General features: G+C 63.8%; 16 protein-coding genes. 3 read left to right on the top strand and 13 right to left on the bottom strand.

Translation table 11 applies throughout. The features are described from left to right. Window positions 1–90: 90 nt before the first annotated feature. From pyk to pstS (ACW73L_RS16140), 10 genes are all read right to left on the bottom strand, one after another. Complete coding sequence (gene pyk / locus ACW73L_RS16185; protein ID WP_498923486.1) at window positions 91–1,551, bottom strand: pyruvate kinase; 1,461 nt, start codon at window positions 1,549–1,551, stop codon at window positions 91–93. Window positions 1,552–1,671: 120 nt separating this feature from the next. Continuing rightward, complete coding sequence (locus ACW73L_RS16180) at window positions 1,672–1,881, bottom strand: hypothetical protein (protein WP_139556506.1); 210 nt, start codon at window positions 1,879–1,881, stop codon at window positions 1,672–1,674. Between the two features lie 131 nt (window positions 1,882–2,012). Further along, a complete protein-coding gene (locus tag ACW73L_RS16175; RefSeq protein WP_498923484.1) occupies window positions 2,013–2,321 on the bottom strand; it encodes a hypothetical protein in 309 nt (102 codons plus the stop codon). A gap of 35 nt (window positions 2,322–2,356) precedes the next feature. Then, window positions 2,357–3,325: a magnesium/cobalt transporter CorA gene (gene corA / locus ACW73L_RS16170; protein ID WP_139556508.1), complete on the bottom strand. Its 969-nt coding sequence runs from the start codon at window positions 3,323–3,325 to the stop codon at window positions 2,357–2,359. A 28-nt stretch (window positions 3,326–3,353) separates the two neighbouring features. Then, window positions 3,354–5,246 (bottom strand): cyclic nucleotide-binding domain-containing protein, encoded by a 1,893-nt coding sequence (locus ACW73L_RS16165; RefSeq protein WP_498923481.1) that lies wholly within the window; start codon window positions 5,244–5,246, stop codon window positions 3,354–3,356. A 98-nt stretch (window positions 5,247–5,344) separates the two neighbouring features. Further along, entirely contained in the window at window positions 5,345–6,412 is a 1,068-nt protein-coding gene (gene pstS / locus ACW73L_RS16160; RefSeq protein WP_498923479.1) for a phosphate ABC transporter substrate-binding protein PstS, read from the bottom strand. Window positions 6,413–6,423: 11 nt separating this feature from the next. Then, a complete protein-coding gene (pstB, locus tag ACW73L_RS16155; protein ID WP_498923478.1) occupies window positions 6,424–7,245 on the bottom strand; it encodes a phosphate ABC transporter ATP-binding protein PstB in 822 nt (273 codons plus the stop codon). A gap of 16 nt (window positions 7,246–7,261) precedes the next feature. Then, on the bottom strand, window positions 7,262–8,173 hold the full coding sequence (pstA, locus tag ACW73L_RS16150) for a phosphate ABC transporter permease PstA (RefSeq protein ID WP_139556513.1): 912 nt from the start codon (window positions 8,171–8,173) through the stop codon (window positions 7,262–7,264). Next, complete coding sequence (gene pstC / locus ACW73L_RS16145; protein ID WP_498923477.1) at window positions 8,170–9,141, bottom strand: phosphate ABC transporter permease subunit PstC; 972 nt, start codon at window positions 9,139–9,141, stop codon at window positions 8,170–8,172. Before pstC ends, pstA begins: the two co-directional genes overlap by 4 nt. Before the next feature lie 89 nt (window positions 9,142–9,230). Further along, a complete protein-coding gene (gene pstS, locus ACW73L_RS16140; RefSeq protein ID WP_498923476.1) occupies window positions 9,231–10,259 on the bottom strand; it encodes a phosphate ABC transporter substrate-binding protein PstS in 1,029 nt (342 codons plus the stop codon). A gap of 571 nt (window positions 10,260–10,830) precedes the next feature. On the opposite strand from pstS (ACW73L_RS16140), the gene ACW73L_RS16135 reads away from it, so the two are divergent. Together ACW73L_RS16135 and pssA are read left to right on the top strand one after the other, a co-directional pair. Further along, on the top strand, window positions 10,831–11,139 hold the full coding sequence (locus tag ACW73L_RS16135) for a hypothetical protein (protein WP_498923475.1): 309 nt from the start codon (window positions 10,831–10,833) through the stop codon (window positions 11,137–11,139). A gap of 391 nt (window positions 11,140–11,530) precedes the next feature. Continuing rightward, window positions 11,531–12,046, top strand: a complete 516-nt coding sequence (gene pssA / locus ACW73L_RS16130; RefSeq protein ID WP_498923474.1) for a CDP-diacylglycerol--serine O-phosphatidyltransferase — start codon at window positions 11,531–11,533, stop codon at window positions 12,044–12,046. Between the two features lie 181 nt (window positions 12,047–12,227). On the opposite strand, the gene ACW73L_RS16125 is transcribed toward pssA, so the two are convergent. From ACW73L_RS16125 to ACW73L_RS16115, 3 genes are all read right to left on the bottom strand, one after another. After that, on the bottom strand, window positions 12,228–13,403 hold the full coding sequence (locus ACW73L_RS16125; protein ID WP_498923473.1) for an ATP-grasp domain-containing protein: 1,176 nt from the start codon (window positions 13,401–13,403) through the stop codon (window positions 12,228–12,230). Window positions 13,404–13,474: 71 nt separating this feature from the next. Further along, complete coding sequence (locus ACW73L_RS16120) at window positions 13,475–13,786, bottom strand: hypothetical protein (RefSeq protein ID WP_498923471.1); 312 nt, start codon at window positions 13,784–13,786, stop codon at window positions 13,475–13,477. Beyond that, a complete protein-coding gene (locus ACW73L_RS16115; protein ID WP_498923469.1) occupies window positions 13,770–21,155 on the bottom strand; it encodes a hypothetical protein in 7,386 nt (2,461 codons plus the stop codon). The genes ACW73L_RS16120 and ACW73L_RS16115 overlap by 17 nt, the downstream gene beginning before the upstream one ends. A gap of 295 nt (window positions 21,156–21,450) precedes the next feature. On the opposite strand from ACW73L_RS16115, the gene ACW73L_RS16110 reads away from it, so the two are divergent. Further along, window positions 21,451–22,275, top strand: coding sequence for a UDP-2,3-diacylglucosamine diphosphatase (locus tag ACW73L_RS16110; protein ID WP_498923467.1), 825 nt, complete (start codon window positions 21,451–21,453; stop codon window positions 22,273–22,275). Window positions 22,276–22,386 lie beyond the last annotated feature (111 nt).

Below are 22,386 nucleotides of genomic sequence, written 5' to 3'. Positions count from 1 at the left end.
TTGAGGACGGCTTGCGCGTGATGCCGATTCGCGATGGGGCGCCACGGTGACCTCCGGGTGCGCGCCATGTGTTCGCTGCATAGGTCCGGATCACTCCGCTCCGCTGTGATTGGTCGCGCCAATCGTATGGATTTTCAGGAAATTCGTGCCTTTCGCGTGCCGCGTAGGAATTCCGCCCATGATCAGGATCTTGTCGCCCGCTCCGGCCATGGACCGTTCGAGCAGATTCACTTCGGCCTGGCGCACCAGGTCCTCGAACGTCTCAACCTGGTGATCGATCAGTATCGGGATCACACCCCAGATCAGGTTCAGCCGGTGATAGATGCCCCGGTTCGGAGTCAAGGCCACGACGGGCACTGAGGGCCGTTCCTTGGACGCCAGCAGCGCGGTGTAGCCGCTGCTCGTGAAGGCGACGATCAGGCGGAGCTTCATCGTCTTGTCGATCGCGTTCAGCGCTTCGCTGAGCGCGTGGGTTTCGTCACCGTCAGAGGGGGGCAGGGCGGGGAATTCGATTTCCTTCTCGACCACCCGGGCGATCTTGGCGAGCATCTCGACGGCCTTGACCGGGTATTCGCCCACCGCGGATTCGCCCGACAGCATCACGGCATCGGTCCCGTCGACGATCGCATTGGCGACGTCGCTGGCTTCGGCGCGCGTGGGCCGAGGGTTCCGGATCATGCTGTCCAGCATCTGCGTGGCGGTGATGGCCGGAATACTCCGGAGGTTACACATGCGGATGATGCGCTTCTGCAGCATCGGCACGCGCTCGGGGCTCATCTCGACGCCCAGGTCGCCACGGGCCACCATGATGCCGTCGCTGACCCCGACGATGGCCTCGAGCTTGTCGATCGCCTGCGGCTTTTCGATCTTGGCGATCACGGGGGTGCCGGGATAGCCTTTGCGCGCCAGGAGTTCCTTCAGCGCGACCACGTCCTCGGCCTTGCGGACGAAACTCAGCGAGATCCAGTCGACCCCTTGCGACAGGCCGAAGTCCAGATCCTTCTCATCCTTTGCCGTCATGGCCGGCAACTGCAGCTCCAGCCCAGGGAAGTTCACCCCCTTGCGGCTTTTGAGAATCCCACCCTCGATGACCTCGCACTCCACATGCTTGCCGTGGACGTTCCAGACCTTAAGCTCCAGAAGACCGTCGTCCAGCAGCACCGGTTCGCCGACGGCCGCGTCTTCGGCGAGCAGTTCGTAGTCGATCGGGATCGTCCCGGGTTCGCCGTCGAACTCGGCGGCGGGAACCAGGGTCACGGTCTGTCCGTCGCGCAGTTCGATCTCGCCCTGCGGCAGTTGTGCCACGCGTACCTTGGGACCCTGCAGGTCCTGCAGCAGCGTCATCGGGATATCCATATCCGCCGCAACGGACCGGAGCATCGCGATCATCCGTGCGTGGTCGTCGTAGGTACCATGGGAGAAATTCAGCCGGGCCACGTTCATGCCGGCGAGGATCATGTTGCGAAGAACCTCGGGTGCACTGCTGGCGGGACCGATGGTAGCTACGATCTTGGTTCGATGATGCAGCAGAACGTCCGGGCTCAGGGGCATTGCGGGTGGACTTCCAAAACGACTCGTCGGGTTTTTCAGGGAGACAAGGGCCGGTCAGTGTTGTGCCGATCTAACGCGGGACGCAGGCGAGCGACGGCCCGCTTTGCGACAGTCCCAGCGTTAGCCTTCCTCATCGTCGTCGTCATCGTCTTCCGGGAACTCGTCCTCGTCGTGTTCGATCAATGCAACCATCGTGTGGTAGAGGGTGCACACCAGTTCTTCCTGAAACTCGATCATCCAGACCACATTGGGGTTCTTCGCCGCCTCCGAGGCGATCTCGGCCACCATTTCCATGATCTTCAGACGGTCCTTTTTCGACAAATGGCTCATCGCTAAGTCCTCGGCAATCCCCGCTTAGGGGGTGAGTCAAGATAGGGAAGCGCCTGCGCTTTGCGGCGTACCGCTGCGTGGCTTGGCACAGATTAAACACAGGCCAGTTGTCAGGCGCATGACACCGGTGTTCAGTCGGGCTCGATCGAGATCAGGTAGGCGACAAGGGCCGTGAAGCCCAGGGCGATCGTCACCACGACCATGAGCACGGGATTCATCCAGGTGTCGCGGCGACCGCCCTCTACGTGCATGATTTGGCTGGGAAGATCCATATGCTCCCCGTCGAGGATCACCGATCCGTCGACATATTCCTCGTCCGCCGCGTCCAGGTCGAAATCTTGTTCGGCCGTTGCGGTGTCCGCCAGGAGCGGTGGTGCGGACAACTCTTCCTGCGGCGCGAGCGCGGACGCCATCCGCTCCCTTTTCTGCTTCTTGCGCAAGCTCTCTTCGAGCTTGGTGTTCCGCTGTGCCTTCTTCACAGCCACTTGATCCTACGCAGGTAGCCGTAGATGGCCAGGCCGACTCCGATCATGGACAGCAGGGCGTAGACGTAACCATAGCGCCAGTTCAACTCCGGCATGTGCTCGAAATTCATGCCGTAGATGCCGGCAATCAACGTCGTCGACATCAGGATCGTCGAGATCGAGGTCAGTCGTTTCATGACGGTATTCATGCGGCTGCCCGATACCGACAGGTACGCGTCCATGGCCGATGCGAGCAGGTCGCGCAAGTTGTCGGCCATATCCGCAACGCGCAGGATGTTGTGGAAGACATCCTGAAAATAGACGTGAGTTTCCCGCGCAAACAGCGGCTGCTCGCGGCGGAGCAAAAGGTTGAATACGTCGCGCAGCGGCAGCACGCCCCGACGCAGGTACAGAAGTTTCCGCTTGATCAGAAATATCTCGCGCATGACCTCGGGCTGGAGGTCGACGAAGATGGCATCGACCAGTTCATCGGTCCGCTCGGTCAGGAGATCGAGCAGCGGCATGTAATCGTCGACGATGGCGTCGAACAGCAGATAGGCCGGCAGGCCGGCACCGTGCTCGGCGCGATCGATCCAGGTCGTCCATTGCCGCCGCACGTTGGCGACAGCCCGAATGGGGCGGCTGTGTACCGTCACCAGGTAGTTCGCGCCGAGGAACAGGCTCAGTTCGCGGAGTTCGAGCCGATCGTCGGGACCCGCCAGCTCCGCTTCATACACGACGATCAGGTAATAACCGGGATACTCTTCGATCTTGGGCCGCTGGTGCCCGCTGCGGCAGTCCTGCAGCGAGAGTGGATGAAAGGAAAATTCCTCGGCCAGGTCGAGGAAGTCGCGACCGGTTGGGTCTTCGACATCGACCCAGACGACCTGTCCGGGGTCTTCGCGCAACTCGCTGATGTCGCGGATGGATACTTCATCCAGGGTTTTGTCGACGGTGTTGAGACAAAGTGCCGTGATCATCGGCGGCAAGCTTCGACGGGCAGATCCTTCATTCCACCGACACCGCACCCAGCAGGGTCGCGACGAGAAATCCCATCAGCGTGGAAATTCCGACGATGCCACCGCCCTTGTGAAACGCCTCCGGCAGCAGCGTCTCGGCCACCACGGTCAACATCGCTCCGGCGGCGATGCCCTCGATGAACGAAAACGAGGCCGGGCTGGCCTCGCCCAGCGCCACGGCGCCCAGGAACGCCGATGTGGCGGCGATCAGCACCATTCCGCCCCACATGCCGATGACCTTGGCGGTGGCCATGCCCTGCTCGCGCATGCCCACCGCGCTGGACAGGGCCTCGGGAAAGTTGGACACGAAGACTCCGCCGATCAGCGAAAAGCCGATCGTCGACTCGTGCAGAATGCTGGCACCGATCACCAGCGACTCGGGGATGCCATCCAGCAGCAGGCCGAGGAAGATCGCCATCGCCACATTCTGATGGCTGGCCGCGTCGCGCTTCAGCTCGGTCAGGGACGGATAAAGGGCTTCCTTCTCCACGCCCTTGACGGCGCGTTCCATCCAGCGCACCGCGCGATCGCTTTCCAGTCGCTGGCGTGTCGTCAGATAGGTCCGCGTCCGTTCGTCGCCCAACACGCGGGCCAGCGCCAGCCGGAGGTCGGCATCGCGCTCCAGCAACACCTCGAAATCCTTCCGCCGCAACGCATAGAACTCGGACTCCTCCAGCGCCATCGCGGTCATGGTATGCGTGCCATTGGTGACGAAGGCATCGGCCCCGAAGGCCTCGCCCCCGACGACGCGCATCGAGTGCCCGGACGCATCGTGCGGGTCGATCAGCGCGATCGACCCGCGGCTGAGGATGTACATCCGGTCCGCGGGTTGTCCGGCGCGAAAGAAGGTAAACCCGGCCGCCGCCTCGCCTGGCACCAGCAATCGGGCAATTGCGGCCACCGAAGCGTCGGGCAGACGGTCAAAGACCCGGACCCGGCGGACGCCGCGCAGCGTGGCCTCGGCATCGACGATCCGGCGCGGGGGTGACACCGGCGGGTCATAGCGGCCAAACCGCTCCAGATGCTCGGCAGCGTCTGCCAGCCAGGTCGCGATCTGGTCTTCCGACAAGTCATAGCGCTCGGCCAGGTAACGCCGCGTCTCCGCGCTACTCAAGCGCTCGCGCAGGTTCCGCCGCATCTGTGGCGAGGATTCGATGAGTTCCAGGTAGCCTTCGCGCGGCAGGACCAGAAGCCGAACCTCGGTCACCGCGATGGCCTCGGTGGCTCGCGGCATCCCGGTCAGGAAGCTCATGCGGCCGAAGACGTCATGCGCGCCGAGGTGCTCGAACGGTCGATAGCCTTTGGTAGGATCGAGTAGTTCGATTTCGCCCCGTTCGATCAGGTACAGGTTGCCGGCCGGATCGCTCGCGCGATAGATGTGCATGCCCGGGGGGTAGTCGCGCACGTACATGATGTCCAGCAATTGATCGAGACTCTCGTCGGGAAGGTCGGTTGCGATCTCCAGCCGCCTGAGGTTCTTCAGGGTCGCGCGCAAGCGCTCCTCGCCCCGACTTTTCCAGTAGCGGGCCGCGGTGGCTGGTTTGCGCAGGTAACCGCCGCGTCGATTGAGCAGATGATCCAGTCCCTTGAACAGGCAACCGCCGGCCAGGGCGCCGGCGCTGAAGATTCCGACGTGACCTTCGGACAGGGCCGGCGCGAGCAATTCGATCGCGAGGGCGGCGAACAGCGCTCCGCCGCCGAATGCCATGAAGAAGGCGAGAGTGCGCGGGTCCGGTCGCCACACCTGCGCGACCATCGCGCCCAAGGGGAGAGAGGCGGCCGCCAGGGCACCGAACAGGGGGGCGGAAACCAGTGGGTTATCGAACATCACACGACCGAGTGCGTGGCGCGGGAGATAGCGGGTAAGACGCTTACGCAACATGCGCGAGGCCCGGTGCGCCAGGCGGCACGAGCGGAGCGCCGACGCCGCACCCGTCGGTGGGACCTTGGCAGGAGCGACCGACGAGGCGTCCCGGCGAGCTAATGAATCGATGCGACCGCGGAGCGGGAAAGGCGCAGGAGTTCTTCCGGCAGGGGCAGAAAGCCGAGTTCGCGGCTATGGGTCTGGCCCTCGGTGAGACCCCAGGTCACGAAGCCCTTCACCGCGTCGGCGCGACCGGCGCCGTCGTAGCGCGGATACAGCAACAGCCAGCTCAGCGTGACGATCGGGTACGCCTCCTCACCCTTGGGATCGGGCAGGAACAGCCGCAGGTTGGCCGGCATCGCGGCCAGATTGTTCTTCAGCGCAGCCTGTCCGCTGGCTTCGGCCGGAGCCACGAACTGTCCGGCGGCATTTTCGAGCAGCGCCATGGCGAGGCCCAGGCGCCGGGCCTGGCCATATTCGACATAGCCGATCGCGCCGACGCTGAGCTTGATGCGGGCCGAGACGCCTTCATTGCCCGGTGCCGCCATCGCATTGCCGGGCCAGTCGACGATCTTGCCGACGCCCGGTCCGCGGTCACGCCAGTCGTCGCTGATCGCACTCAGGTGGTTGGTGAACGCGTAGGTGGTGCCGCTGCTGTCCCGGCGCACGACCCGGACGATGTCGCGCTTAGGCAATGTCAGTCCCGGGTTGCTGGCCGCGATGCGAGGGTCGTCCCAGCGCTTTATCTTGCCGAGCAGCATGTCGACGTAGACATCGCGCTTCAACTTCAGCGGTTCGGTGACGCCGGGAAGATTGTAGGCCAGCGCAATCAAGCCTGCGGTCGCCGGAATCATCTTCACACCCTCGCCCGCCGCCGCCAGTTGCTCGTCGTTGAGGGCCGCGTCGCTGGCGCCGAAATCCACCGCGTGCGCCAGGAACCGTTGGATGCCTTCGCCGGTCCCGACCACATCGTATTTGATTTGGACCTCTGGGCGCTCGTCGGAATAGGCCTTGATCCAGCGTTTGTACAACGGGGCGGGGAAGGTGGCCCCGGCGCCCTGCAACAGCAGCATTTGGCCACTGCTACCGATGTCTGCGGAGACCGCGGCCGTCCAGAACAGCAGCGCGCTGACGCAACATGCGGCGGAAACCCGCAGCCTGGCTGCGGAGACGAGGAGTTTCATGACGGTTCTCCCTAACTGAATTCGCCGCTGATGTATTGCTTGGTCAGTTCCTCCTTCGGGTCCTCGAAGATCTGCTCGGTGTCGCCGAGTTCAACTAGATAGCCGGTGCGCCCGCCTTTCGAGATGTCCACGGAGAAGAAGGCCGTCTTGTCGGCGACCCGCGTCGCCTGCTGCATGTTGTGCGTGACCAGGGCGATCGTGTACTTCTCCTTCAGTTCGAGCATCAATTCCTCGATCTTGCGCGTGGCGATCGGGTCCAGTGCCGAGCAGGGCTCGTCCATCAGCACCACCGACGGCTCGGTGGCGATCGCGCGGGCAATGCACAGCCGCTGTTGCTGACCGCCCGACAGCGAAAGGCCACTGTTCTTGAGCTTGTCCTTGACTTCGTCCCAGATGGCGGCCTTGCGCAGCGCCTTTTCGACGCGTTCGTCCATGTCGCCCTTGAAGCGGTTGAGCTTCAGGCCGAACGCGACATTGTCGTAGATGCTCATCGCGAATGGGTTCGGCTGCTGGAATACCATGCCGATGTAGCGCCGAACGACGACCGGGTCGACATTGGCGCCGTAGACGTCCTGGCCGTGGAAATGCACGTGCCCGTCGAAGCGAAAGCCGCGGACCAGATCGTTCATTCGGTTCAAGCTGCGCAGCACGGTGCTCTTGCCGCAGCCGGAGGGCCCGATGAACCCGGTGATCTGGCCCTTCTGGATCGGTACGTGGCTGTCCCGAACGGCGAGGAAATCCCCGTAGAAAATCTTGTCCAGCCGGCAATCGATGACGACTCCGGCAGCGGGCGAACCCATGGGGTTCAGGGCGTTAGCCAATACGGCGCTCATGGGGAACCTCTTTTGCCTAAGCTTTGCTCTGGCCGAACACTCGGCTCACGATATTGAAGATCAGGACGAACATCACCAGGACCAGCGAGGCCGCCCAGGCCAGTTCGATCTGGTTGTCGAAGGGCATACCGGAAAAGTTGTAGATCAGCACCGACAGCGACGCGATCGGCGCCATCAGGTGCATCTCGCCCTCTTCCAGGAGCCAGAAATTGCTGAACAGGGCCGTGAACAGCAGCGGGGCCGTTTCGCCAGCAGCGCGTGCAATCGCCAGCATCACGCCGGTCAGGATCCCGGGCAGCGCGGTCGGCAGCACGACTTTCATGATCACCTGCGTCCGCGTGCAACCCATTCCGTAGGCGGCATCCTTCATCTTCTGTGTCACCATCTTCATGGCTTCCTCGGCGGTCAGCACGACCGTCGGCAGCATCAGCAGTGCCAGTGCGACACCGCCGGCCGGCGCTGAGTAGGTGCCGGTGGTCAGCACGACCAGCGCGTAGGCGAACACACCCGCCAGAATCGACGGCAAACCGGTCAGAGTCTTCGCGCAGAAGCGCGCCCAGGAAGCGAGCTTGCTGTCCGGGCCCAGTTCTGCGAGGAACACCGCTGCCAGAATCCCGAATGGAATGCTGATCAACGCACCGATGCCGACGGTCACGAAGGTGCCGACGATGGCGTTGCCGAAACCGCCGCCTTCCTCGAAACCGGCCGGCGGCAGTTCCGTGAACAACTCCAGGCTCAGGCGGCTGCCGCCGCGCACGATCAGCATGTACAAGACCGACAGCAGCGGGACGCTGGCGAGCAGGGCGCAGGCCCACGCCAAACCGCTGAGCAGCGTGCTGCGCAGCGCACGCCCTTCGGTCAGGGAACGCCCCAGATCAGGCGGTTGCCAGTCGCCGGCGCCGGAATCGAACGGATTGTTCGTACTCATCGGCTGCCTCCCGCTTGCTTGTTGGTCATCGTCATGATGGCGGTGCCGGCCACGTTGACCGCCAGGGTAATCAGCATCAGCACTAGGGCCGCGTACATCAGTACCTTGACCTCGGTCTCACCCGCTTCGGGGAAGTTCAGCGCGAGCAGCGCGGCCAGGGTATTGGCCGGCGAAAATAGCGACAGGCTGATCTGGTTCGAATTGCCGACCAGCATCGCCAGTGCCATGGTTTCGCCCAGCGCTCGTCCGAAGCCCAGCACCAGGGCGCCAAATATGCCGGTAGACGCGGTGGGCAGCATGACCCTGAGGATTGCTTCCCAGCGCGTCGCACCGAGACCATAAGCGGCCTCCTTGATCCGGTAAGGCACCAGGCGCAGCGCATCCTGCGACACTGCCGCAATCGTCGGCAGCACCATGATCGCCAGCACCAGCGCCGCCGGCAGCATGCCGGGTCCGCTGAGGCTGGTACTGAAAAAGGGGATCATGCCGAAGCTTTCGTTGAGCCAGTTGGCTAGTGGGCGGATCGCCGGGATCACGACGAAAATGCCCCAAAGGCCGTACACGACGCTCGGGATCGCGGCGAGCAACTCGACGATGATCCGGAAGATTGCCGCGAGCCGCGGCGGCAGGAAATCCTGGGTCAGGAAGATCGCCATCATCACGCCGAAGAAGCCGGCGATGATCAGCGCGAGAAATGAGCTGTACAGCGTGCCCCAGATCTCGGGCAGGATGCCGAACTGATCCTTGTTGGCGTCCCAGGTCGTCGAGGTCAGGAAGCCGATGTGATAGTCCTTGATCGCCGGTATCGCCTTGCTGCCGACTTCGAGCAGCAGCGCGGCGACGACCGCCAGTATGGCCCAGGCAAAGGCCTTGGCGAGCCACTGAAAGGCCCGATCGAAGAAGTAGTCGCCTTGGGAGGGTGGCCCGGAAACCGAGTCGGCGGAGCGCGCCTGTTCGAACATGTTCATAGGGTTCGCGTCGCTAAATTCAAACAAGAAGGGGACGACCGGTGCCTTCCTGGCCGCGGCGCCGCCCCCAAAATTCCATCAGGAGGAACTTACTGAATGGCCTTGGCGCCGGCGCGGACGAGTTGCACCACATTTTCCGGCAGCGGGATATAGCCCATCTTGCCGCTGACCTTTTGTCCCTCGGTCAGGCAGTACTCGACCATGTCGCGCAGCACTTCGGCCTTCTTGGGATTGCCGTTGTCCTTGTAGAACAGCATCCAGGTAAAGCTGGCGATCGGGTAGGACTTTTCGCCGTCTGGGTCCGGTGCCCAGGCGATCAGATCGGGCGGGAAGGAGACGCTCGCCAGGGTTGCGACACCCCCTTCGGCCCCTGGCTTGACGAAGGCCCCGGCTTTGTTCTGCAGGCTCGCCATTGGTATCTTCGCGCCCATCGCAAAGCCATACTCGATATAGCCGATCGCGCCCGGCGTCTGCTTGATGGTTGCGGTGACGCCGTCGTTCTTCGGTGAGGCGACGATCTTGTCGCTGCTGGGCCAATTCACCGACGTGCCGGTGCCGGGCCCCGCCTTCCACTCGGGGCTCACGGCGCTGAGATGGTTGGTGAAAACGTAGGTCGTGCCGCTGCTGTCGGCGCGGCGGACCACGGTGATCGGCAGGTCGGGCAGCTTGACGCCGGGATTGGCTGCCGCCAGCTTGGGATCGTTCCAGTTGGTGATCTTGCCGAGGAACATCGCCGGGTAGACGTCACGCGGCAGTTTCAGATCCTTGGGGTTGCCGGGTAGGTTGTATGACAAAACCAGCTCGCCGGCCGTCATCGGCAGCAGGACAGCGCCGCCCGGCACCTTCGCGATTTCCTCGGGCTTCATGGCCGCGTCGCTGGCCGCAAAGTCGACCGTCTTGTTCAGGAAGTCCTGTATGCCGGCGCCGCTGCCTTTCGACTGGTAGTCGATGTTGACTGTCTTGTGGGCTTTGCTGAAGCTCTTGAACCAGGACGAGTAGAGCGGAAACGGGAAACTGGCCCCGGAGCCTGTCAGGCGGAATTTCTCTTCCGCCGAGGCGGTATTGGCCGAAGCCATCGTTATCGCAAGGGCGCAAGCCAGAAACGGACGGATGCTCACGTCAAACCACTCCTCTTCGATTGGTAAAGCCAACACATTGACGTCACGTTAAGTCTCGGAGATGACGGTTTCGTGACAGTCAACAGATAACACTGGTAACGCCGCTCGGCATGGCAGCGGTGTACGGGTTCCACCCACCGTAGCCGCTGTCGGACCGGGCCCCAGCGCCGCTAACGGTGGCGCGCCCGTTCGTCAAGTTTCGAGAAGCCTGCGACCGAGCAGAAAGGAAAGCATTGAAGCCGATAGCACCCAGGCGGGACGACGGCGTCAGTGGAACTGGCCCAAGTATTTCGTGTTCATGAGTCAGGCGTATGACGTTGCACGATCCGGCGGGCGCCGCGAGTGCACGGGCCGGCGGCGTATCTTCGCGCGCGGGTACACATGTAACAGTCAGGTGTTAACGTCGCGCACCGATTTCGCGTTGGTGAGTGTCACCCGGATGCAAGGTATCGACAGCGCTTCCGATACGTGTCGGCACGGGGTACCCGATGGCGCCGATTCAGGCCCCGCGGCACCTGGGCACAGTGCGGTGGCGATGGCCGCAGCGCCGGACGGCCGAGTTGGTGGTTGCGTGGAAGGCGAGACGGGTGCGGTCCATGAGGACCGCGCGACGCGGTGCGCTGCCGATGCGTATTTCGATACGATCGCCGGATTGCCGCGAGATGTCGGCTGGTTGCTGCTGGTAGCGGGGCTGGTCAGCGAATTGGGTGTGCCCGGTGTTCCCCCGTTCTGGATCTTCGGATTACTCATACTGTGGCCGAGCGCGGGCGCACCCTTGGCAGCTCGCCTGGAGCGCCACGCACCACGGCTGTTTGCGGGATCTCTTCGGACGATTGATCGCTACGCGCGTGACCTTGAACGACGTTATCCGTCCGCGTGACGGTGATCTAGGCAGGTTTCGGTCCAGCCAGTGGGGGACTCCCCCGTGCGTTGCTCCCATGCCCCGGGGGATCGCCTGTGGTTCCCCTTTGCAAGAAGCGTGGAACCGCTGTCGGACTCGGTCGCGCTGAAACACCTGCTGGACCGCGCCTTCCCTAAGGGTTGGCGCGGAACGGCTTCAAACAAGCTCCTCTCGGCGGGCTAGTGATTCACAAGCGTGTCATAAGCAGTGAGTACCGTGCGAATGCGTCCTCGCCACTCGCTGAGCGCGAAGGACGGATTTCCCGCACTTTGTCATGCGTCGGGATTTCGCGCGTCCGCGGCTGCGCCGATCACGGTGAGACCTGTCCCTCACCTTTTTTCGCACTCCGACGATAGGAAACACGAACCGTATGGCTAGCATGGCGCACCTCGTCAAGGTTGCGGACTTGTTCACGATCGGTAACTTGACGTGCGGGATGCTGGCGATCTTCATCAGCGCGGACGGGAATCCGCTGTGGGCCGCGGGCTTGGTATTCGTCGCCCTCGTTCTGGATACCTTGGACGGCAAGGTCGCAGCATGGATGAAGCAGAAGTCCGAGTTCGGCAAGCAACTCGACTCACTCGCGGATCTCGTGTCCTTTGGCGTCGCCCCGGCCTGCATGTACTTCGCCAGGACGGGCTGGCACTGGGCTGAAACGAGCATCCTCGTCGCCTTCGTTACCTGCGGCATGCTCCGGCTTGCGCGCTACAACATTTCCGACAGCAGCGGATTCGTAGGCGTGCCCATCACTGTCAATGGCTTCGTCTTTCCTGCGCTGGCAGCCATCGGCACCGTCCTGCCCGAAACCCTCGAGATCTGGCCCGCGGTATTCGTCGTACAAGGACTGCTGATGGTGTCGAGCCTGGACGTCAAGCGCCTGTTCTGAGCGGCTTACGAGGCATCGCCTGGACGCTCCCGTGCGAGCTTGGCGCGGTGTTCTCGAGGGATGTCGCCCGAAGTCGATCATGCCGAGTTCGCCCGGCAGACCACCCGACTTGCCTGGTAATCGAGAGTTTGGCCAAAACACTACGGGAGCCCGTGCGCCCCGCTGCACGAAACCCCGCGGATCAAACTCCGGGTGTCGTGCCGGCCGGGGCCAGGCAGTCGCTGTGCGTGCCGTCCGAGTATGGAGTGGAGCAGCGGGCTTCCAGACAGTCCCATAGCTGCAGTCCCACGCCCGGAAGATCGCTTTTGGTGGGTAGGCCCGACAGCAGCCGGGCATGGCACAAACCGGCCGGCCGAGGGTTGGCTTCGACAAAGACCGCGAGGACCCGGCCGGAGGGACTCACATCCAGGACCGCGTCCAGACCCACCAGCAGCAGAGTCCCGAACAGGCCGGCGGCTCGCTCGGCCTGATCGGTGATTTCCGCCCACAGCGATTCATCCAGGCCGGCCACCGCGTAGGGCGGCGCATGCCGGGGGATCAGATTGTCGAGGGCCTCTGCCAGTGTCACGATGCGACCGCCCCGTCCGCAGGAAGCCGGCTGCGCAGCATCTGCGCCGACCTGCGCGAAACCCGAGGTCACGCGATGTCGCCGCCCATCGAACACAACGTTGAGGCGCAGCGCCAGGGTGTGTGTCGTTCCGGTATCGGGAGCGCGATACAGCAGCGCGTCGCGGCGCTGCTGTATGAGCGCGGTAACTCCGAAGCGCCAGGCGCAGTCCAATGCCTGTGACAGCGTGCTGACATGGGTCGAGTCGGCCGACAGTAAGGTCACTCCGAGACCCTCGGTGGCATCGTTCGGCTTCACCACGCTGTCGCCAAAGGTCGCCATGAAGTTCCACGCGGTTGCGGCATGGTCGGGGCCGATGCGGCGCGTGTTCGGAACCCTGAGTCCCAGCTTGGCCCAGCCGGCCAGTGTCGCGGCTTTGTCGTCCGCCAGTTCGGCAGCAGCGCCGGGGTTTACCTGCGGACAACGGAAGCATTGCGAAAGGGTGCGGTGCAGCTCCTGTTCCCGGCGGCCGAGCGGAAGGAACTGAACGCTATGCGGCTGCACCGGCGGATCCAGGGCACGCTCGACGAGCCGATCGCGCTCCGGGTCGAGGGTCACGGCCCGGTTTATGGACCCGTTGCGTTCCACCCAGTCGACATGCGCACCGAGCACCTGGAAGCGCTGCGCGCCGTGGCGGTCGATGTCCCTTACATAGGCGTCCACCGCCAGTGGATAAAACTCTTGGACCAGCCCGCACGCGGCCGAGTGGATGACCGCGTGCCGGATTAGCGCGGCCGGGGACGGAGTCATCGGTTTGGTAAACGGGTACCTTGTCGCGACCACCGGTTCTCCGCGCGTTGTTCCGGCTCGCGGGGCAGGATTTATCGGACCTTCTGTCCGAATGACAGCAGTCGCAGCATGGCCGCCGCTTCCGGCCCGGCCTCTGAGGCCGTGTGATGCCGCCACTCGGCGTCGGGATCGTGGCCGTACGCAGGCCGGATTTGGCCGGGTGCGTTGGCGCCTGCGGCTGCGATCCCGCACCGCTCGTGGCGGACCTCAAGCCGAGTGCGATAAGTCAGGAGGCTGACGGCATCGGTGGCCTGCAATGGGACGGCGCCGGCGGCTTCCAGCAAGCCACACGCGTGCCAGAGCGCCGCGACAGGACGCTCTGGCCTCTCAGCGTAATCGGTCATGGAGACTCCTGGTAATCATCGTTTGCAGATATTCTTCACCGGCTGCATGCAGATCCCGCAGCACGATCCGCGCTTGCTCACCGACCCGGGTCCAGTCCGGCTCGCGGTGTGCAGCCCGCGCGCGCTCCCTCTCGCGCGCTTCCTCGCGCAGTGCCACGCGGTCCCAGAGACCGACACCGACATTCGGCTCGATCAAAACGACGCGCCAATCCAGCGGTTCGTCGGTCCAGCGTTCCTTGCCGCGTATCAACAGGAACTCGGAGCCGGTCCGGTGCCCCGAGCGATCGTGAGTCGCCCGGACTTCGACCCGTTCAGGGTTTCCTGCGAAAACCGGCACGACGAGAAAATCCAACATGAGATAGCGAGGCCGGCCGTAGGACACGCCCGTCAGGTCGGTTCCCACTGCTCTCCCGCTCTCCCGCTCATAGGTCGCTCCAACGTGTTTTTCACAGTTCGACAGTGCTTCGGCTGCTCGACGCGCGGCATCGGACAGTCGCCGTAGCAGTGTGTCGCGATGGCAGGCTCGGATGAACTCGGGACCGAGTTGTTGCAGGCTGCCGCCCCGACCGATGTTAGTGATGGGTTGCTGGCTCAACAGCGCGATCCAGTGAGACAGGTGCCATTTCACCTCCGGGTCCGACATCGTGGGACGATCGGTCGACACGATGACGCGGATCGAGCCATAGATCGGGGTGCAAGGTTCGCACCGCCGTTCGATCGGGCGGCCCCAGTCGACGATCTGTCTACGGACGAATTCCTCCATGAATGCCTCGGTCGCCCAGAACTCCGGCGACCCGTTAATCAGTTCCTGTATGGTGACGTTGTGTGATCGAGATAACTGGTAGACGAAGTCCACTGCGGCAGCCATCTGGGCGGCGTCCAGCCCGGTGCCGGGAGTTCGCAACTGAAAGATCCGCATTCCCCGTCCGCCCGACTCCGCGGCATCCTTGATGATCACCGACGAGTGCATGGAGGCAAAGGCAGCGAGCCCCGCGTAGCCGGTGCCCGAAAGGCCTTCCCGAATGTAGGCCTTGGCGGCAGCTTCATCCCGCTCCGCGGTCCAGGCGGCCAGCCAGTCGATTTCCGCTGGAAGTTCGACCCCGGAGTCACGGAAGATCTCGGGGTATTTGGCCTTGTCATAGGTCGTCCAGGTGTGGAACAGCGATTGCACCGTATATGGCAGACCGGCATCTTCCAAAGCGCCGGATGTGTAGATCGGGTCGCCATGGAACGGATAGACCAGGCTCGCCAGCACCGGCCGGCTGAACCGCACCGCGAGACGAATCCCTTTCGGGTGGATGTCCGGGACCGTCGCTCCGGGCCGATAACGTGCGCAGGCTTGCCGAAAGGTTTCGGCGTCAACGTACAAATGACCGCTGCAGACCTGCACGAGCGTCCGTCCGGACCGCTCGTCGGGCGACAGCGTGAGCGTGCGGCTGATGATCAGGTTGGCTCCGAAGCGCCCGTTCGCCTCGAACTCGCGATTCAGCGTGGGCCCCTCTGCCAGCATGCGCGAGAAGTGCGTTCGGCCGACCGGCGCGGCGACGATATGATTGACGCGCGAGCGGGCGTGGATCAGTTCGGGGTCGAACTCCGTGAAGACGTGGGGGAGCGGGAAGCCGTCATTGCGGATGAACGCCAGTTCGCGCAACTGACCATAGTTTCGCCAGATCCTTTCGACTGGATCATCGGCCTCTGCTCCGATCGATTCGACCACTTTTCCATCCAGTGCGTTGCCCAGCAGGGCATCCTGTTCGCTTTCCGGTAGCTCCCGCAACTCGGTATGGCGCAGCGCGATCGCGCGCAGGTACCGATGCAGCCAGGCGTGTCGCTCTACGGCCCATTGGTATAGCTCGTTCCCGCTCAGGCTTGCGAAACCGATTCCACGGCTGTAAAGCCAGGGACGGTACTCATAGTGATGGTCGTTGACGGTTTTCGCGAAGAACTCTGCCAACGCGCGCCATAAGGGCGCCGGGTCGCCGCCGTCAGGCAGTGCCTCGACCGCCGCCTGGATGCTGTCGATTGCCAGCAGTATCTGGAACAGCTCAGCTCCCCGGGCGACTCGCATCAGTTCCCGGTGGTGCTGCTCCGGGCTCCCTTTTGCCTGCCGACAGCGCTCGGTCACCTGCTGCGCCAGTCGTCCGAAGTCTCCGATGTCTTCGTAGCCGCCGGCGATGGATTGCCAGAGGACAGCGTCGATCCGCCCGCCATCGCAAAGGGTGCCGACCCGGTTGATGAATGCGGCCCGCAACGCTTCGTCATCCAGTTCCTGTGCGAGATTGAACAAGGCCTGTCGGGTCCACGCGATGAAGCGTCCGAACGGGCCCTCGCCGACAGGCTTGTCACCCGGGCCGATTTCGGACATGGCGCGGTCGTAGGCTTCGCTGAAATTGCCACCGACCGCCACTGCGCGAAATGCGGTTTTGCGTTCCTTGAGTCCACGAGCTATGGCCAGTCGCTCGCTGAGCTGGCGCCTCGTTGCCAGCGCAACAGCGGAACCCTCCTCCATCGCCTTGTTCGAGCTTTCGACGCCGCGGTGTTCCCGCGCCGGCTTCGTCTGTTGACGGGCGGCTCGGGGCAGCAACACCTGCCAGGACATGTCGAGAGACCCACCGTCACCCGGCAGTGCCGGGGCCAGCGCTGAGCGGCAGGCAGCGATGGCGTCAGGTTCGTCCCCCACCAGCAGGAAGAACCCGCCCAAGGCCAGAAAGCCGTTGAAGTCCAGCGCATCGAGCGGGAGGCCGCCCACAATCCGGGCGAGTGCCTGGGCACAGACCGTGTCCCGTTCACGCAGGCGCCCGCTGCGCGCCAGCCGCTCCGCTTCGCTTAATTGAACGGAAGCGGTTGCATCGTCCCGAAGGTCCCGGACGATGGTCTCGTAGACTTTCAGCGCCGGGATGCGGCTGGTGCCGGTCAGGGCCGAGCGTAGTTCTTCGGCAAGGCGCCGGCGGCGGCGCATCGCTGCGCGCCATCCTTCGATCGTGTCGGCGCCCAGTCCGATGGCGACGTAGACCGGTTCGCGGCCCCTTCTGTCACCGGCCGCGAACCAGAGCATCACGTCGAGCTGGTTCATCGCGCGCGGCCGCGCGCCGGAGGTACCATCGACGATGGCCAGCGCACTCCGCGGGTTGCCATCCAGCATGAGGTCGCACAGATGACCCGGATCGGCCAGAAGGTCCAGCAGCGCCCGGTGCGGGATGCCGGCGTCCAGCAAGTCTGCCCCGCGCAAGGCGATTGGGTAGTCGGTCTCTGGCCCCAGCTCGGCCAGGGCGAGTGCGTGCAGGGCTCCGCCCAGACGAATTTGAAGGGCTTGCCTCCGCTCCGGGGCGATCCCCTGCCGGCTGGCCCAGGCGAAGAGCCTTGGCCCATGGGTCGCCAGATTGGCCGTGATTTCCGCGCTGCCGTAGCCGGCGGCGAGCAGTTCGGTACGCGCACGGTCGGCTGCGTCGATCAGGCCGCTGTCCCCGGTGTAGTTCATCAGGTCCAGCGTCGACAGACCGGTGGGCGCAACGACACGGATCTCGGCCGGCGGGTTGACGCTCGGAAACAATTCATCCAGTCGGGTCGCGTTGGCCCGATCGGCAGGGGTTACGTCAAGCCACTCGAGGATGCGTGCGTGCCGACCGCTGGCCTCCAGATGGCGATACCCGAAGACCAGCAGCGCGGCGAGATCCTGCCCCTCGGCATCCAGCGCCGACAGCAGGTGACCTCCGGTTCCCGAGAGGATTTCGAACTTGCGCATCCCCGCCGAGAAGCGGCCATCCTGGGTGTCGGGTTTGTATTCACCAGTGAGCACCACGGTTGAGGATTCGATATCCCGGGTGCCGCCCGGCGCGCGGACCGCAGCTTCAGAAAGGGCCTGTCGGATTAGCCAAACCTTGAAGAATGGCATGAAGCGGTTGATCTGCTCGCCGCCGGTGACCATCTTGTGCAGGCTCCACCGAGCGGCCAGCGTCGCCGCGACGCGTGCAGGATCGCGCAGCTCAGGGACTCCGAGTTTGTCGAGAATCGTTGCAATGCGGGTCGCCTGATACGTTGCCGAGGAGAAATCGGCTTCGCTGACAGCCGCCCGCTGCATCCGTTCCGAGGCCAGGGCTTCCCAATCCAGTGGCGACAAGAAGTCCCCACGCCGATCCAGCAACTCTCGCGCGAGCTTCAGCACCGACTGATGGTCGGTTGCCGGGAGGCCGATCTGCGCAAGTTTTTCCTCTCGCGCAAGACTCAGCACGAATTCCAGAAACAGCCCATCCTTGGGTACGCAGTAACCGCCGTAGCCTTCGCCGGCCGGATGGACCCGGCGATCCCGCCGGCGGTTCATCTGATCCGCCATGACCTCGATGTCGCCCTTTCTCGTCACCGCCATCATCATGGACAACGCGTTCGAGAATGCGTAGTGGGCGACCATCGAGGCGTTTTCCCCGGTTTTCAGCACCTCGGGCTCAGCAAGACTCTCGAAGACTTGAACGTTTTTGTTGATGAGTTGGTAGAACTGCCGTCCGACACGGGCCGCCGCGCGGTCGGCGCCGCCTACCCATTGCGACCAGCTCTCGACCGATTCGCGCTCGCGGGCGCCGAGATCCACCCGGCTGGGTGTATACAGGAGGTGATAGCGCTTGCGACCACCGGTCGCGCGAAAGGAGTGGAGCGGGCTGACCGTCAAGTGGCCTAGGCCCTGAGCCGACATGACCGTCCGGCGCGCGGTGGTCTTCTCCAGATCTTTCCACCGGCGCAGGAAGCTGCGGCAGCGATCCGCGAGCTTAAGGTCGGGGTGCGCCGCATCGAGCCTCGCCAGGGCGCGGCGGCGAGCCTCAAGTCGAATGAAGGCATCAAGGTCGCGGCTGAGCGCTTCGTCTTCGGCCATCGCGCATTGCCTGGCCTCCCGTCCGCTGCCGAGGTCTTCAGGAGCGGAAGAACCCAAGCCTTTGTGATGGGTCAACCGCGCCAAGGCTGAAGCGCGCAGTTCGGCTGCCTCCTGGATCAGAATAGACCGCACCAATTCCGGATCATCGACACAGTCGGCCGGTGTCGCGGCCTCCGGGGTTTCCAGCATTTCGAGCAACGTCCCGAGGCGAGCCACTTCGTCACCGAGCGACGGGTTGCGGCGCACCACGCGATACGACGCTTCCGCCTCGGACATCTCGTCGTTTGCCACGAGTTCCTCGACTTCGGCCTCGTACCCCATTTCGCAGACCACCTTACGACAGAGAGCCATGATCCGATTGGCCTGGAACTGCCTGCGCGCTTCCACGACGCCTTGAAGACCCAGGTGCTCTACCAGGTTGTAGAGCGCCATCGACTCTTCGAGCCACGTCTCGATGTAGCCCTCGGTCATGCCTGCCGATTGGGTGGTAAGTACGTGCAATGCCGGCAGCGGGCGGCGTGGTGCCAGCGCTGCGGGAACCAGGGCGGCGACTGCCTGCGCGAAGTCGCCGCGCCAACCGCTCTTGCGTAGCGTAGCTTCGACCGCCGTCCGCCAAGACCCCGTCTCGGCGCAGCGATCACGCGCCTCGGTCACGAGGTCGGCCTTTGACAAAATCAGCCGCGCGGCTTCGTAAGGATCCAGATCCTCCTGTTCGATGCATCGCTGGACCGCCTCCACGTCGCGCCGATAGCACTCCTCGAACAGCACGCCGAGTGCCGCGATTTCACGCAGGTCGGTCCCCAGAGCGGCGAGGCGGGACCGGATGGTGGCATCGTCCAGAGCCTCGCCGCCGTCTGCCAGGGTTTGCCGGGCCAATGCGAGCCACTCGCTGACGAGCACACGCTGGAGGTTGCAGGCCCATCGGTCCGCCATTTCCTCGCGGAACGCGGTTTCCATTGCCGCGATATCGACCACGGTGCGAGTCGTCTCGCGGCCCTCCACAATGCTCATTTCTTCCCTGATGAACAAGGGTATGGCCTCGATCCAATGATCGGCTACTTCGAGCCAGCGGTAATCCGGACTGCCATATAGCCGATCTCCGGCCAGCCGAAACAGCTTGCGCAGATTGTCGGGTTTGCCGGCGTACGGGTCCTCGAATTCGTTGAGTTTGACGAGGAGGTGCGATCCCGTGGAGGACGGGCGCTGGCTGATCACGACGTAGGCGGCGGCCCGACTGTCTGCCTGCAGTGCGCTTTCCCTGATGTGATCGGCAAGATTAAGGCGCGTTCGCGCCGACTCGAACGCGGTGTGAGGCGTCGATGGCGGTTGCGGGTCGTCGGCGTATTCGGCATGGTTCTCGACCCGAGCGCGTGCCGGCTGCAGTGATTCCAGCAAGGCCCGGTGCAGGGCTTCGAGAGCGGCTTCTTCGAAACGTTCGAGCGCCCCTTCGAACTGGGTCAGGGGGACTTCCCGGTCGGTCGTCAGCAGCAGACGCAGGCATTCGCCGGCATTCGCGGTCTCGCGGTCCCCGGGAGACAGCCCGTCTACCCGCTCCGCGAGCCCAGGCCAAGTCGGGGCCGGTTTCAGCAGGACGGCATCGGCGAGTAACAGACCCTGATTCAGAAAGGCGCGACTCATGCGCCCAAAGACCAGAAATTCACCGGCCTCCCGGACTTCCGCGGCGATGCGCTCGATGTTGCGCTGTTCCACGGCGGCGTCATAGGCCCTCAATTGGGCATAGATCTGTGCGCGCTTCCGGTCCGCGTCGCCATCGCTGTTCAATATCCGGGTGACCGTGGCGCGATCGTAGGGGAGATCGACCCGGTCCTGTCCGAGTAGCCAGCTGATTGCAAGTTTCCGGTCTTCGGGTGAGGACGCCGACTCAATGCGGGCAAGAAACAACGAGAAAAGAACGCCCGGATCGATTTCCCGGAGTTCAAGCGCGCGCGAGATCAGGCGTCGCTGGTCGGGAGGCAATTCCAGGAACAACTCGGCGACACATTCGAGGCCGCGGCGCGGGGGAGTACCCACTTGCCTGAGCAACACGAATACCAGCCCCAGTCCAAGCAGGAGTTCCAGCCCGCCCTGCGACAGGTTGCGTTCGAGCGCTGCGGGTCCGTTTTCGGGTCCTGAGGCAGCAGGGCAGAGTCTGTCGATCGTCAGTTCGATGAATCCGTCGGAAAGATCGACCGCTACCAGTGCCTCGCTGTTCTCGACGAAGCGGACCGCGACTGCGCGACCGGTGAGGGCGTCCCGGATACCAGAGAACGCGGGGTGGCCCCCAAAGTGATGCCGGATGTGCGAGAAGGCGCGGTCCCACATGACCGCTGACCGGGTCACCGCCGCGTCGGTCGCCGCGGGCAAGCTCCATGCGTCGCGCCCACAGCCGGGATCGCGGAAATGCCAGCAGCCCTCCGCGCGTGCACTAGCCGGTCCACGCCGGCCGAGCGGGATGCCCTGTGCTATGTCCGGCGCAGCGAGGCGCAGTGGAAAAATGCAGCGGTCCATCCTGTCGAGGACAAAGCTCTGTTGACTGGGTGCGGGCTGTTGAGAAGGGCCCGAGGTTCGGCCGGGCCTACCCCAAGTTGAAACGTTGGTACGGTAACGTCGGCATGTGTCGCTTGTATGACCGAGAGGACCTGGCTGCGGGCCGTCCATAGAGGGCGAGCGACCGGCACTCCGGGAGTCCGCCGATCCTTCCCGCCCTGCGGCCAAGCAGGGTGAGGAACGGAGGGAAGGCCGGGGTCTGCAGTGACACGCGGCGTCGGCGGCAAAAAAACATAAGACTGTGGGTATGAGGGCTATGCAGGTTCGATCCATCTTCATCTCCGATGTGCACCTGGGTATACGGGCCTGCCAGGCTGACCGCCTGGTGGATTTCCTGCGCGAGCATCCCTCCGAACATCTCTATCTGATCGGCGACATCGTCGACTTCTGGGCCATGAGTCGCGGTGAGATTCACTGGTCGAGAGCGCAAAACACCTTTGTGCAGAAAGTGCTGCGCCGGGGCCGCCACGGCAATCAGATCATTTTCGTTCCCGGCAACCACGACGAGGCCTTGCGGGAATATGTGGGTATGGCCTTCGGCGATGTCCGGCTGGAGTACGAGTACGTGCATATAACGGCCGACGGCAAGCGCTTCCTGCTGATTCACGGTGACGAATTCGATCAGGTCACCCGCTACCATCGCTGGGTTGCGATCCTTGGCGACGTCTCGTACAACTGCCTGGTCAGTGTGAATATGGGGCTGTCCTGGCTACGCCGGACCCTGGGCCGTCCCGGCTACTGGTCGCTGGCCGGCTACGCGAAGCGTAAGGTCAAGACCGCCGTGAATTTCATCTTCGATTTCGAAGACTCGGTCCTGCACCATGTCCGCGAGCGGGGCTTCGATGGCGTCATCTGCGGTCACATCCATTGGGCGGAGATCAAGCAGATCGGCGGACTGACCTATGCCAATTGCGGTGACTGGGTCGACAGCTGCAGTGCCATCGTCGAACACCTCGACGGCCGCCTGGAACTGGTCGTCTGGCACGGGGATGTGGTGCGGGAGGTCAACGGTTCCGGTGAAGAACCGGAGGTCCCGCGGTCAGTGGGTGGCAACCTGACCACCGATGACCTGCGGGCCTGACCATGACTTCGCTTCCAGGCGAAACAGCGCCGCGTTGCGGCAACATGGTCGGCCACGCCGCGCTCCGCATCGGGTGGTACCGGCTCGCGATCCGGCCCAACCGATCGATAA

The organism is Methylolobus aquaticus, assembly GCF_054172105.1.
Note: the sequence above shows the minus strand (reverse complement) of the source record. Positions and strands in the feature narration are given on the sequence as shown.

What these genes read in the sequence shown, in the direction of transcription:
- pyk (WP_498923486.1), bottom strand. Translation starts at nt 1,551, where the DNA reads ATGCCCCTGAGCCCGGACGTTCTGCTGCATCATCGAACCAAGATCGTA.
- ACW73L_RS16180 (WP_139556506.1), bottom strand. Translation starts at nt 1,881, where the DNA reads ATGAGCCATTTGTCGAAAAAGGACCGTCTGAAGATCATGGAAATGGTG.
- corA (WP_139556508.1), bottom strand. Translation starts at nt 3,325, where the DNA reads ATGATCACGGCACTTTGTCTCAACACCGTCGACAAAACCCTGGATGAA.
- ACW73L_RS16165 (WP_498923481.1), bottom strand. Translation starts at nt 5,246, where the DNA reads ATGTTGCGTAAGCGTCTTACCCGCTATCTCCCGCGCCACGCACTCGGT.
- pstS (WP_498923479.1), bottom strand. Translation starts at nt 6,412, where the DNA reads ATGAAACTCCTCGTCTCCGCAGCCAGGCTGCGGGTTTCCGCCGCATGT.
- pstB (WP_498923478.1), bottom strand. Translation starts at nt 7,245, where the DNA reads ATGAGCGCCGTATTGGCTAACGCCCTGAACCCCATGGGTTCGCCCGCT.
- pstA (WP_139556513.1), bottom strand. Translation starts at nt 8,173, where the DNA reads ATGAGTACGAACAATCCGTTCGATTCCGGCGCCGGCGACTGGCAACCG.
- pstC (WP_498923477.1), bottom strand. Translation starts at nt 9,141, where the DNA reads ATGAACATGTTCGAACAGGCGCGCTCCGCCGACTCGGTTTCCGGGCCA.
- pssA (WP_498923474.1), top strand. Translation starts at nt 11,531, where the DNA reads ATGGCTAGCATGGCGCACCTCGTCAAGGTTGCGGACTTGTTCACGATC.
- ACW73L_RS16125 (WP_498923473.1), bottom strand. Translation starts at nt 13,403, where the DNA reads ATGACTCCGTCCCCGGCCGCGCTAATCCGGCACGCGGTCATCCACTCG.
- ACW73L_RS16120 (WP_498923471.1), bottom strand. Translation starts at nt 13,786, where the DNA reads ATGACCGATTACGCTGAGAGGCCAGAGCGTCCTGTCGCGGCGCTCTGG.
- ACW73L_RS16115 (WP_498923469.1), bottom strand. Translation starts at nt 21,155, where the DNA reads ATGGACCGCTGCATTTTTCCACTGCGCCTCGCTGCGCCGGACATAGCA.
- ACW73L_RS16110 (WP_498923467.1), top strand. Translation starts at nt 21,451, where the DNA reads ATGCAGGTTCGATCCATCTTCATCTCCGATGTGCACCTGGGTATACGG.